The following is a 12,274-nucleotide window of genomic DNA, read 5'->3' as shown; positions in this document are numbered from 1 at the left end:
GGCCAGCCGGACGGCGCCCGCCCGAGAACCGGGGCCAGCCCGAAGGCGACCCCGAACCGGGTCACGGGTACGGGGCGCCCCTCAGTTGTCGTTGTCCACGACCAGCCGCAGATGCCCCCGGCGGGACGCGCAGGATTTGGTTGCCATCGCGGCTGGATGCCGGTGCCGGAAGGGCGCGCCCTCTTCCCGGAACGCGGGGGCGGGCTTTGCTGCGTCCGTCTCGACCGGCGCAGGCTCCGCCGCCCCCTGCCCCGTCACCGGCAGAACCTCGATTCCGGTGATCAGGAAGCGGCGCGGCGTGCGCCCGATCCGGCCATGGCTGATCAGCGCGCCCAGCCCCCGCGACAGGTCGCCGAAATCCGAGCGCAGCGGCAGCAGCACCATATCGGCCTCCATGTCGGGCTTGCCGAAGCCGCCCTCTGCCGTCAGCCTCAGGCGCACGATGGCCGGATCGTCGAAGAGATGCTGCACGGCCTGCCCAAAGCGGTCCCGGTCGGACGGGGCAATCAGCGAGGACAGCGGCATGCCGGCGATCTGCATGCCCATCAGGTCGTTCAGATGGGAACCGGCGACACGGACCTTGGCCATGGTCGGCGCGATGCGTTCCATCAGCAAGGCGTATTCCAGCGCGTCTTCCATGCCGCGCGGGTCGATCTGCGACCGCAGCGGCACCCGGTTCTCGGCGCTCAGGCCGTGCCAGTAGGCTTCGACCTGCCGCAGCGGGGCCAGCCGCCGCCGCTTTTCGCGCTCTGTCATCGAGACGATCCCGTGATCGCTTCCATGATCGTTTCCACCTTTGCCCAACACGATCCGCTCCTCTCGGGTGCGGGTAGGTGAGCCCCCTGCCACCACCCTGCTTAAACTTCGTTACGAAAGTATTACTACCAGATTTGCACCAAGTTTTCGCCTCATTTGTCCGGGCGAGGTTAACGCCCTCTTCATGGACTTGTCTTGTGGTTGCAGAGCCGCTAGGCCCAACCGCAACGAAGGAGACGAGATGCGGCAATCCATGACGGGCTTCGCCAGCCGGCAGGGTCAGGGCCTTGGCCTGACCTGGACCTGGGAGATGCGGGGCGTCAACGGCAAGGGGCTGGACCTGCGCCTGCGCCTGCCCGACTGGGTCGAAGGGCTGGAGCCGCAGGTGCGTGCGCTGGCGACGAAAGCCCTGGATCGCGGCAATGTGCAGATCGGGCTGAAGCTGGCCTCTGACGGGACCGAGGGCGCGCAACGCCTGGATGCCGCGCAGCTGGAGGCTTTGCTGACCGCCATGCACGAGATCGAAGAGGCCGCCATGGCCCGGGGCCTGTCGCTGGCGCCCTCGACCTCTGCGGATATCGTCGCCTTGCGCGGGGTTCTGACCAGCGAAGCCGCCGAGGTCGACGTAGCCCGGATCCGCGCCCTGCTCTTGTCGGATTTCGAGGCCGCGCTGGCGGAGTTCATCGCCGCCCGCCGCGCCGAGGGCGCCGCGCTGACCGCGATCCTGCAGGGCCAGTTCGACGAGATCGCGCGGCTGGTGGACGAGGCGGCAGAGGCCGCCGAGGCGCGCATGCCGCAGGCCCGCGAACGGCTGCGGACGCAACTGGCCCGCGTGATGGAGAACGCCGAGGGCGTCGACGAGGCGCGGCTGGCGCAGGAACTGGCGCTGATCGCCGTCAAGGCCGACGTGACCGAGGAAGTCGACCGCCTGCGCGCCCATGTGACCCGCGCCCGCGCCCTGCTGGCCGAGGATGGAGCGGTGGGCCGCAAGCTGGATTTCCTCTGCCAGGAATTCAACCGCGAAGCCAATACGCTGTGCTCCAAGAGCGGCGATCCAACCTTGACCTCGACCGGGCTGGCGCTGAAGACGGTCATCGACCAGATGCGCGAGCAGGTCCAGAACGTGGAGTAAGCCCATGGCGTCGCGTCGCGGCCTTCTGATCATCCTGTCCTCGCCCTCGGGCGCGGGGAAATCCACGCTGGCCCGCCGCCTGCGGTCCTGGGATCCCTCGATCAACTTCTCCGTCTCGGCCACCACCCGCAAGCCGCGCCCCGGAGAGGTGGACGGCGAGGATTACCACTTCATGTCCGAGAGCGCCTTCAAGAAGGCGGTCAGCCAGGGCGAGATGCTGGAACACGCGCATGTCTTCGGCAATTTCTACGGCTCGCCCAAGGGGCCGGTGCGCGATGCGATCATCGCCGGAAAGGACGTGCTTTTCGACATCGACTGGCAGGGTGCGCAGCAGATGACGAACTCTGAACTGGCGCTGCACACGCTGTCGATCTTCCTGCTGCCGCCCTCCATCGCCGAGCTGAAACGGCGGCTGGAGGCGCGGGCGCAGGACGACGCCGAGGTGATCGACCGGCGCATGCAGAAAAGCTGGGACGAGATCAGCCACTGGGGCTCCTACGATTTCGTTCTGGTGAACGAGGATCTGGACCGCACCGAAGAGCGGCTGAAAAGCATCGTCACCGCCGCCCGGCTGCGGCGGACGCAACAGCCCGGGCTGCTGGATCACGTCCGCAGCCTTCAGGCGGAATTCGAGGAGGGAGACCAATGACCCTGTATGCTTTCGACGGCGTCTCGCCGCAGGTCGCCGCGGATGCCTGGGTGGCGCCCGGCACCCATGTCATGGGACGCGTGGTGCTGGAGGCGGGCGCCTCGATCTGGTTCGGCGCGGTGCTGCGCGGCGACAACGAGGAAATCCGCGTCGGAGAGGGCACGAACCTTCAGGAAAACGTGGTCTGCCACACCGACATGGGGCATCCGCTGGTCATCGGCGCGGGCTGCACCATCGGCCACAAGGCCATGCTGCACGGCTGCACCATCGGCGAGAACTCTCTGATCGGCATGGGGGCCACGGTGCTGAACGGCGCCAAGATCGGCCGCAACTGCCTGATCGGCGCGGGCGCGCTGATCCCCGAGGGCCGCGAGATCCCCGACGGCTCGCTTGTCATGGGGATGCCGGGCAAGGTTGTGCGGCAGCTGGACGAGGCCGCCATCGAAGGATTGCGCCGGTCCGCCGCATCGTACCGCGCGAAAGCCGCGCGCTTTGCCGAAAGCCTGACGGCGCTCTAGGCGCTGTCGGATCCCGGCGCCGGGCAGATGTCGCCCCGGCGCCCTGCAAGACGCGCGACAGGGATCGCTGCCCTGCCCTGCCTGCCTCAGCCCGCGCGCTTGACGAAGGGCAGGACGTTGCCACCCGGTGCCATATCGGCCGTGGTCCGCCGAACGCCCGAAAGATCATGTGCCAGATAGGGTGCGAAGCCCGCGTTCATGCGGCGCGGGTTCCGCGCAAGGCGGCAATCGTGCTCTTCGCGGATATCGAAGGCGATCAGGTCGCCCGCGTCGAGGCACTCGCCATCATGCGCTGTCTGGTTCGGCGCGGTATAGTAGGCCAGATTTCCGTGATCCTCGCACCAGATCACGGCCCTACGGTCGTGAGCATCCGCCCAGAGAACAACGCCCATCATTTGGTCCGACATTTTTCACCCGTTCCAAAAGGTTGTGCGATCAGGGTGAATGAAATCCCGATCGCTGTGTATGACTTTTTCCGCGCCGGCTTCTTGATTTTTGTGTCTCTGATGCGCAAAATTGGCGCCAGTACGCATCACCAGTGACGCCAAGCAGGATCAGCTTTTACCCAAACGCGGCCGAAAGGAGTGTATTGGCTGTGCAAGCCGGTGACTCCTCAACCAAAAGAGTACACGTCATGCCGGTGAACGCCACAGCTTCCCACAGCAGTAGCCCCAGCCCGGCGGATCTCCGCTCTGTGCTTGGTGCGAATTTGCGTCAGCTGTCCAAGCAGGCCGCGTCGATCTCGGCCCTGTGTCGGGACCTCGGCATCAACCGGACACAGTACAATCGCTACCTTTCGGGCGAGAGCTTTCCGCGCCCCGACGTGCTGCACCGCATCTGCACCTATTTCAGCGTCGACGCCCGCATCCTGCTGGAGCCGGTGGAGGAGGTGACCGCCAGCGGCGACAGCCTGCTGCTCCACCCCGCGGTCGTCGACTTCATGGGCGCAACTGCCGGTGTGTTGCCCGAAAAGGAGCTGCCCTCGGGGTTCTACCGCTTTTCACGGCGCAGCTTCTCGGACGAAACGCGCTACGTGCAGGGGCTGATCTTCGTCTACCGCAACAAGGACCACACCTTCCTGAAGGGGTTCGAGGCACGCGACGCCATGGCCCGGCAGGGCCTGCCCACCACCCCCGCCACGCGAGAGTTCCGCGGCCCCGTACTGGCGCAGGAAGAGGGCGTTGCGGCGCTGGTCAGCCGCAGGGGCGCAACCACGACCACCTTCAACTACCTCGCCCGGGTGCCCAGCTTCGAGAACAACTTCTGGGTCGGCTATGTCGCCCGCACGGTGCGCGAGAACGTCGCCGGGCGCCGGGTCGAACGGCTGGTCTACGAGTATCTAGGGCACGCCATGGCCGATGTCCTGCCGGTCGCCCGCGCCGCCGGGTTCTGCGCTGCCTCGGAATTGCTGCCCTACCACCGCACGCTGCTGAAGGTCGGCGAGCCCTTCGCCTGAAGGCCTCAGGCGGTCACGCCCGCAGGGGCGGGCGTCCTGCCATAGGCCAGCATGTCATAGACGTGCCATGTCGCGTGGCCGAACAGCGGCAGCGTCAGGAACAACCCCAGGAAACCCGGCAACATCGACACCAGCGTCACCACCGCGATGAAGGCGCCCCAGCCCAGCATGGTCACGGCATGGGCCTGCACATATTGGAACGAGGTCACCATCGCGGTGACGAAATCCACCTCGCGGTCCAGCAGCAGCGGCAGGGACAGCACCGTGATCATGTAGAGCAGCACGGAAAAGCCCGCGCCCACCGCCGTGCCGACCGCCAGCATCGTCAGCCCGTTGGCCGTCAGGTAGATCTCGAAGCTGCTCGAGACATTGGTCATCACCGACAGGCCCAAGAAAAGCGCAAAGATCATATGGGCAAGGAAGAACCAGAACAGGAAGACCACGATGATGATGGCGCTGATCGACGGAAGTTGCCGCTTTGACTGGCGCGCCACGACCGACAGGATCTGGCCCGGCTCCAGCGGGCGCCCCTGTTCCAGCCTGCGGCTGATGTCGTAGAAGCCCACGGCGGCGAAGGGCGCGAAAAGCGGAAAGCCGATGGCCGCGAAGACCAGCCAGTAGCTTTGCCCCGTTGCCCAGGTCACCAGCGTCATGAGCCAGCCCGCCGCGACGTAGAAGCCCGCGAACAAGACCGCGTAGCCCGGTGCCCGAAGCAGATCGCGCCAGCCACGGCGCAGGGCTTCGCGCAGAAGCGCGGGCGATACGGGTCCCAGGTCGGGCACTCCGGGTTTGGGCGTATCGGGCATCGGGCCTCATCCCTGCACGAGTTGTCATCACGTGGGGCAGTAAAAGGCGGACAGGGTCATTGCGCAAGCCCGAGGGCCGGCAGATGTTTGCCTTGCCCGGAAAGGCTGTGTCCCGCGCCGCTGGTGGCTTCCGACGCACATGGGCCGCGGGCGCGGGCAAATTCCATCGATGGAATTTTCAAATCCTTTCCAAAGGATTTCCCCGCCCAGGCGCCGTCAATCCTCGCTGCGGGCGTCGGCCCGGCTCTTGCCGGAGACCTGAAGCGCCAGTGTCGCTTCCATGAAGGGATCGAGGTTGCCGTCGAGCGTGCCCTGGGTGTCCGCCGTCTCGTAGCTGGTGCGCAGGTCCTTCACCATCTGGTAGGGCTGCAGCACGTAGGACCGGATCTGGTTGCCCCAGCCCGCGTCACCCTTGGCCTCGTGCAGGGCGTTCACCTCGGCGTTGCGGCGGTCCAGTTCCAGCTGGTACAGCCGCGATTTCAGCGCCTTCATGGCGATGTCGCGGTTCTGGTGCTGCGATTTCTCGGAACTCGTCACCACGATGCCGGTCGGGTGGTGGGTGATCCGCACCGCCGAGTCGGTTGTGTTGACGTGCTGTCCACCCGCGCCGGACGACCGGAAGGTGTCGATGCGGATTTCGGCGGGATTCACCTCGATCTCGATATTGTCGTCGATCACCGGATAGGCGCCCACGGCGGCGAAAGAGGTCTCACGCGTACCCTTGCCGAAGGGCGAGATCCGCACCAGCCGGTGCGTGCCCGATTCCGACTTCAGCCAGCCATAGGCGTTCGGCCCTTTGATCTGGTAGGTTGCGGACTTGATGCCCGCCTCGGCGCCCGCCTGTTCTTCCTGAAGATCCACCTCGAAGCCGCGCTTCTCGGCCCAGCGGACATACATGCGCGCCAGCATCTGCGCCCAGTCGCAGGCCTCGGTGCCGCCGGCGCCGGCCTTGATTTCCAGGAAGGCGTCGTTGCCGTCGCTTTCGCCGTCCAGCAGCGCCTCGAGCTCTTTCTTGGCGGCGACTTCCACCAGCGCCTTCAGCGCCGCCTCGGCCTCGGAAACGACTTCCTCGTCCTCTTCCATCTCGCCCAGTTCGATCAGCTCGACCTGATCCTCGAGCTCCTGCTTGAGGTTGCTGTAGGTCTCCATCGCCGAAACCAGCGCCTGCCGGTCCTTCGTCAGCTTCTGCGCATTGGCGGGATCGTCCCAGAGGTTGGGGTTCTCCATCCGCGCGTCGAATTCCTCCAGCCGGTGCTGCGCCGTCTCCCAGCCCAGCCGCTGCTTGAGCAGGTCCAGCGATTTCTGGATCTTCTCGACATTGTTCTGGGCTTCGGCGCGCATGGGAGGGTTCCTGTTCAGACGTCCTGAGTGCCGCGTGATACCAAGGCGCCAGCGGACGGGCAAGCGCAGAGCGCGCATGCAGGGCAGCCAGCGGATCGCGCAAGGGGGCGGACGGCCAAAGACCGGGGTCGGACCGGATGCGCGGAAGGTCAGCCTTCCCTTTGCAGACCGCCCTGCCCCGGCCCATCACGCAGGCCGTGGCGGCGCACACGGCGGGTCGATCCCAGCGCAGACTGCCACCGCCTCAGGACAGCGTCTTGTCCGGTCGCACCCGGTCGCGCCGCCCCGGGCCCACGCCCGGGGGCGGCCCCCATCCGTCTCAGTACAAACCGCCGGAGGACAGCGTGCCGAAGCCCGCCTTGGGCCCCACGATGGCCTTCTCGCCGGTCGAGGTGGTGACCTCGCGCGCCGCGCTGCCGCCCTCGGGGCGGATCAGGTCGAAGCTGCCGGAGATCGCGAAACCGCCGTCGAACTGGATGCCGAAGATCGGCTCTTCGCCGAAGCGGAAGCATTCGGACACCACGTTCGGCCCTGAGGCGCTGTCAGACAGCCGCGCACCGGAAAAGCGGTCGATCTTGATGAACTCGCATTCCGCCGGCACCTTGAAGGCGCCGCCGCCATATTCCGCGACAGCCTTCTGCATGAACCGCTGGAACACCGGCCCGCAGAAACGCCCGCCAGAGGCCCCGCGGCCCAGCGGCCGGGGGGTGTCGTAGCCGATGTAGCAGCCGGCGACGATGTTCGAGGTGAAGCCCAGGAACCACACGTCCTTCGAATCGTTGGTGGTGCCGGTTTTGCCCGCCGTGGGCACCGACAGGTTGACCGCACTGCGCGCGGTGCCGCGTTCCACCACGCCCTGCATCATCGAGGTCAGCTGATAGGCGGTCACTGCGTTCATGATGCGCTCACGCTCGTTCACGATGCGCGGGCTGCGGCCCGGGGCGATGTTGGGATCGTCACAGTCGACACAGACCCGCCGGTTTCCCTCGGCGGCGTCGTGGCTGTAGACCGTGGCGCCATAGCGGTCCTGCACCCGGTCCACCAGCGTCGGCTCGACCCGCTCGCCGCCATTGGCGAACATGGCGTAGGCGGCCACCATCTTGAACAGCGTCGTCTCGTCGGCGCCAAGCGCATTGGCAAGGTTGCGGCCCATGTTCTCGTAGACGCCGAACTTCTCGGCATAACGGCCGACGGTGTCGATGCCGACCTCCTGGGCCAGGCGAATGGTCATCAGGTTCCGCGACTGCTCGATGCCGGTGCGCAGCGGCGTCGGCCCGTAAAAGCGGTGCGAGGCGTTCTTGGGCCGCCAGACACCCTGCGGCGTGTTGATCTCGATGGGGGCGTCGACGATGATCGTGGCCGGGGTATAGCCCGAGTCCAGCGCCGAGGCATAGACGAAGGGCTTGAAGCTGGACCCGGGCTGGCGCATCGCCTGCGTGGCGCGGTTGAAGACCGAGTGCTGGTAGCTGAAGCCGCCCTGCATGGCGATGACGCGGCCGGTATGGACGTCCATCGCCATGAAGCCGCCCTGCACGCCCGGCACCTGCCGCAGCGACCAGCGGACAAAACCGCCGCTGCCGTCTTCGGTGATCTGGCGCACATGGATCACGTCGCCCGCTTCGAAATTGTCGAACAGGCTGCCCGAGAACCAGTTGGTGTCCGACCGCGGCAGTTCCATCCCGCGCGGATCGTCCAGCGGCACGTCCTCGATGCCCAGAAGCAGGGAATTCTCGCGCACCTCGCGCACCACGGCCGCATGCCAGGGATGCGGCAGGACGATGTCGCGCGCCACGCGCACATCCGCCAGCGCGGCGCGCCACGCGGCCTCTTCGCCCAGCGTCTCGACCGGGATGGTCTTGCCGGTACCGCGCCAGCGGCCCAGCCCGCGGTCGTAATCCTCCAGCGCGATGCGCAGCGAGCGTGCCGCCTCTTCCTGCATGTCAGGGTCCAGCGTCGCCCGGACGGAATAGCCGCCCGAGAAGAACTGGTCCTCGCCGAAGTCGCGGCTCAGCTGGCGGCGGATCTCGTCGGTGAAATAGTCGCGCGGCGGCAGCGAGCGCTGGTAGGGCTCGTAATCGCCGTTCTGCACCGTGGCAAGCGGCAGCGCCCGCTCGGCCTGGTAGGTGGCCTCGTCGATATAGCCGTTCTCGTACATCTCGCGCAGCACGAAGTTGCGCCGGTCGGTCACCCGCTCCTTGTTGCGAACCGGGTGAAAGGACGAGGGCGCCTTGGGCAGGGCGGCAAGAAAGGCCGCCTCGTGCGGGGCAAGCTGGCCCAGCGACTTGTTGAAATAGACCTGCGCGGCGGCGGTGACGCCATAGGCGTTCTGCCCGAGGAAGATCTCGTTCAGATACAGCTCGAGGATCTTCTCTTTCGACAGCGCCTCTTCGACGCGGCTGGCCAGGATGATCTCCTTGATCTTGCGCTCGGCCCGCCGGTCCCCGGACAGCAGGAAGTTCTTCATCACCTGCTGGGTGATCGTCGAAGCGCCGCGCACATCGCGCCCGCGCGACTGCACCGCCTGCACGCCGGCGGCGACGATCCCGCGAATGTCATAGCCCTGGTGGTTGTAGAAGTTCTTGTCCTCGGCCGAGATGAAGGCGTGCTTGACCATGTCGGGGATCTGCGCCGCCGGGGTGAACAGCCGCCGCTCCTGTGCGAATTCGTCGATCACCCGTCCCTCGCCGTTGAAGATCCGGCTGATCGTCGGCGGCGTGTATTGCGCAAGATGCTCGTGGCTGGGCAGGTCGCGCCCGTACATCCAGAACACCGCGCCGACGGTCAGCGCCACCATCATGGCGCCCATGGTCACGACCGCGAAGATCGCCCCGAAGAAAGAAAAGATGAATCGCGTCACGCGTGAACCCCCGGAAATCCCGTTGTCGCCTGCATATATCCAGCCTCGCCCGCCGTCAAAACACGATCACGCAAGAGACCGCCGACCCCGCTGCGCCCGCCGCGAGGCAGGGCACCGACCACCCGACCGGGCTGCCGCGCCCCATGTTTCTTCTTGGTCCAAATACCTCCGGGGGAGCGCAGCGGGGGCAGAGCCCCCTCCCCGCCCGGCCCCGGGTGACACCGCTTCGGCCCGCGCGCGCCGCCCGGCCCCGGCGGCATCCCGATCCGAAACGCCCCTATTGCCGCCGCAACCGCGCCAGCGCCGCGTCTTCCAGTTCCCAAGCGGCGATGCCGTCGCGGATACCCGCGGCCATGCCCGCACGCCAGGCCGGATCCTGCAGGTTCTTCAGGTCGCGCGCCGTCGACAGGAACCCCAGTTCGATCAGCACCGAGGGGATGTCCGCGCTTTTCAGCACCGAAAAGCCCGCCTGGCGCATCGGGTCCTTGTGGACATGCCCCAGCGCAGTGCGGATGCCATCCACCAGATGCTCTGCCAGGGCCTGCGAACGGGGGGTATTGTCGACCCGCGCCAGATCCAGCAGCACCTGCGCCACCCGGTCGTCAGAGCCCGAGAGGTCCAGCCCGCCCAGCAGGTCGTCGCGGTTGTGCCGCTCGGCAAGGGCGGCAGAGGCCGCGTCCGAGGCCTCTTCGGCAAGGGTATAGACCGCCGCGCCATGCGCCGCGCCCTCGGCCAGCGCATCGGCGTGCAGCGATATGAACAGGTCGGCGCCAGCGTCATGGGCCCGGGCCACCCGGGCCTCCAGCGAGACAAAGACATCCTCGGTCCGGGTCAGCGCCACCCGGTAGTTCCCGGCCCGCAAAAGCACCTCGCGCAATTCCTGCGCGAAGGTCAGCATCAGGTCGGCCTCGTTGACGCCGTCGCGCTCTGCGCCAGGGTCGATGCCGCCATGTCCCGGGTCCAGCACGATGACAACCGGGTCGCCGGGCTGCCGGGGCGCCGTGCGGCGCGCGGTCGGGCTGCGCCCCTCCCAGGCCGGGTCCGCGGTCGCCCCGGCGGCCTCGGCAAAGGCCTCCTCGCTGGTCGGAGACAGCGCCAGGCGCAGTTCCGCCCGCCCGCTGTCCCGGTCGACCCGCATCGAGGCGCTGCTGATCGCCAGCGGCTCCGCAAGATCCACCACCATCCGCGACCAGCCCGACTGGAAGGGCCCCATGCGCAGCGCCTCGACGCTGTCGCTTTGGGCCATCTCTTCCGGGTCTGCGCCGGTCCAGTCGACCTCGCGGAAATCCAGCACCAGACGCCGCGGTTCGTCGAGGGTGAACAGCCGCCAGGGCACGCCCTGGCTGAGGTCCAGGTCCACGGCAACGCCGCCCCTGATGTCGCTGACCTGCCCGGCCTCGAACCGGGCAAGGCCGGACACGGGCTGCGCCACGGCCTGCGCGGCCCAGAGGCCAAGCGCCAAAAGGTAAAGGAATGCTCTGCTCATCCGCCCCGGTTCCCGGTGATTTGGCCCCGACGATACCACCCCGCCCGGGCCAATGCACGCATCAACCAGGGCGCCGGGTCAGGCCTTGCCCAGGCCGCGCCGCGCCATGAAATCCGAAAGCCGCGCCAGCCCCTCTTCGATTTCCGCCGTGCCCTGAGCGTAGGAAAACCGCAGCGTCCGGGCGCCGCGTTCCGGGTCGAAGTCCAGCCCCGGCGTCACTGCCACCCCGGCCTCGTTCAGGATCTCGCTGGCCAGCGCGCGGCTGTCGTCGGTCAGCGCGCTGACATCGGCATAGACGTAGAAGGCACCGTCGGGCGGCGCGATCCGGTCGAAGCCCGCGGCGGGCAGGCCCTCGATCATGCGCTTGCGGTTGGCGGCATAGACGGCGCGGTTCGCCTCGAGTTCTTCGATGGAGTCGAGTGCGCCGAGCGCCGCGACCTGGCTGACATGGGGCGCGCAGATGAACATGTTCTGCGCCAGCCGCTCGACATGGCGCACCCGGTCCTCGGGCACCACCATCCAGCCGATCCGCCAGCCGGTCATCGAGAAGTATTTCGAGAACGAGTTGATCACGCAGACCTCGTCCGAGATTTCCAGCGCCGAGACGGCTTTGCGCTCGTATTCGATGCCGTGGTAGATCTCGTCCGAGAAGAAGCAGGCGCCGCGCCCCTGCGCGTCCCCGATCAGCGCGGCCAGCGCATCGCGATCCAGCATGGTGCCGGTGGGATTGCCCGGCGAGGCCACCAGAAGCCCCTGATAGTCCACCCCGGCAAGATCGCCCGGCACCAGTTGCAGGCGGTTCTCGTCGGCGGCGGGGATTTCCACCGCCTCGATGTCCAGCGCCCGCAGGATCTGCCGGTAGGACGGGTAACCCGGCGTGCCAAGCGCCATGCGGTCGCCCGCGTCCAGAAAGGCCGTGAAAGCCAGCAGGAAGGCCCCGCTGGAGCCATTGGTCACCACCACCCGCCCGGGATCGAGGTCCACGCCGTACCAGTCGCCGTAAAGCGCCGCGATCCTCTGCCGCAGGGCCGGAAGCCCCAGTGAGACCGTGTAGCCAAGCGCGCCCTGCGCCATGGCCTCCGCCACGCGGGCGCGGGCGCCTGCGGGTGCCGGGGTGCCGGGCTGGCCGACCTCCATGTGGACGATGGACCGCCCCGCCTCTTCGAGGCGGCGGGCCTCTTCCATGACATCCATCACGATGAAGGGATCGACCGAACCGCGTCTTGAATTCCGCATGCCTGCCTCTCTACTGTGCGCCGGAATACCGTCCGCC

11 protein-coding genes are annotated in these 12,274 nt (G+C 67.3%); 4 read left to right on the top strand and 7 right to left on the bottom strand.

The genetic code is table 11. The annotated features are described in order from the left end of the window. Positions 1-81: 81 nt before the first annotated feature. Entirely contained in the window at positions 82-807 is a 726-nt protein-coding gene (locus ACN5KJ_RS11780) for a PAS domain-containing protein (RefSeq protein WP_418594146.1), read from the bottom strand. Between the two features lie 190 nt (positions 808-997). Here ACN5KJ_RS11780 and ACN5KJ_RS11775 point away from each other — a divergent pair, with 190 nt between their 5' ends. Genes ACN5KJ_RS11775 through ACN5KJ_RS11765 form a run of 3 tightly spaced genes read left to right on the top strand, consistent with a single transcriptional unit; the run spans position 998 to position 3,055 of the window. Further along, complete coding sequence (locus ACN5KJ_RS11775) at positions 998-1,888, top strand: YicC/YloC family endoribonuclease (RefSeq protein ID WP_418594144.1); 891 nt, start codon at positions 998-1,000, stop codon at positions 1,886-1,888. Positions 1,889-1,892: 4 nt separating this feature from the next. Further along, the gene (gene gmk / locus ACN5KJ_RS11770; RefSeq protein WP_206566009.1) at positions 1,893-2,537 is read left to right on the top strand and encodes a guanylate kinase; all 645 of its coding nucleotides are present in this window, start codon (positions 1,893-1,895) and stop codon (positions 2,535-2,537) included. Beyond that, a complete protein-coding gene (locus tag ACN5KJ_RS11765) occupies positions 2,534-3,055 on the top strand; it encodes a gamma carbonic anhydrase family protein (RefSeq protein WP_418594142.1) in 522 nt (173 codons plus the stop codon). Before gmk ends, ACN5KJ_RS11765 begins: the two co-directional genes overlap by 4 nt. An 86-nt stretch (positions 3,056-3,141) precedes the next feature. On the opposite strand, the gene ACN5KJ_RS11760 is transcribed toward ACN5KJ_RS11765, so the two are convergent. Then, entirely contained in the window at positions 3,142-3,450 is a 309-nt protein-coding gene (locus tag ACN5KJ_RS11760; RefSeq protein ID WP_347167717.1) for a hypothetical protein, read from the bottom strand. 299 nt (positions 3,451-3,749) lie between these two features. Between ACN5KJ_RS11760 and ACN5KJ_RS11755 the strand changes: the two genes are divergently transcribed. After that, on the top strand, positions 3,750-4,511 hold the full coding sequence (locus tag ACN5KJ_RS11755; protein WP_418594140.1) for a helix-turn-helix domain-containing protein: 762 nt from the start codon (positions 3,750-3,752) through the stop codon (positions 4,509-4,511). 5 nt (positions 4,512-4,516) lie between these two features. On the opposite strand, the gene ACN5KJ_RS11750 is transcribed toward ACN5KJ_RS11755, so the two are convergent. The 5 genes from ACN5KJ_RS11750 to ACN5KJ_RS11730 all read right to left on the bottom strand — a co-directional run bounded on the left by ACN5KJ_RS11750 (position 4,517) and on the right by ACN5KJ_RS11730 (position 12,237). Further along, entirely contained in the window at positions 4,517-5,317 is an 801-nt protein-coding gene (locus tag ACN5KJ_RS11750; protein WP_418594138.1) for a DUF2189 domain-containing protein, read from the bottom strand. A 216-nt stretch (positions 5,318-5,533) separates the two neighbouring features. Beyond that, on the bottom strand, positions 5,534-6,658 hold the full coding sequence (prfB, locus tag ACN5KJ_RS11745) for a peptide chain release factor 2 (protein ID WP_418594137.1): 1,125 nt from the start codon (positions 6,656-6,658) through the stop codon (positions 5,534-5,536). A 319-nt stretch (positions 6,659-6,977) separates the two neighbouring features. Then, complete coding sequence (locus ACN5KJ_RS11740) at positions 6,978-9,515, bottom strand: penicillin-binding protein 1A (protein ID WP_418594135.1); 2,538 nt, start codon at positions 9,513-9,515, stop codon at positions 6,978-6,980. Positions 9,516-9,792: 277 nt separating this feature from the next. Further along, a complete protein-coding gene (locus ACN5KJ_RS11735) occupies positions 9,793-11,001 on the bottom strand; it encodes an N-acetylmuramoyl-L-alanine amidase (protein WP_418594133.1) in 1,209 nt (402 codons plus the stop codon). A 78-nt stretch (positions 11,002-11,079) separates the two neighbouring features. Continuing rightward, positions 11,080-12,237: a pyridoxal phosphate-dependent aminotransferase gene (locus ACN5KJ_RS11730; RefSeq protein WP_418594132.1), complete on the bottom strand. Its 1,158-nt coding sequence runs from the start codon at positions 12,235-12,237 to the stop codon at positions 11,080-11,082. Positions 12,238-12,274 lie beyond the last annotated feature (37 nt).

The organism is Ponticoccus sp. (in: a-proteobacteria), from assembly GCF_048381735.1.
This window is presented reverse-complemented; position numbering and strand designations above follow the sequence as displayed.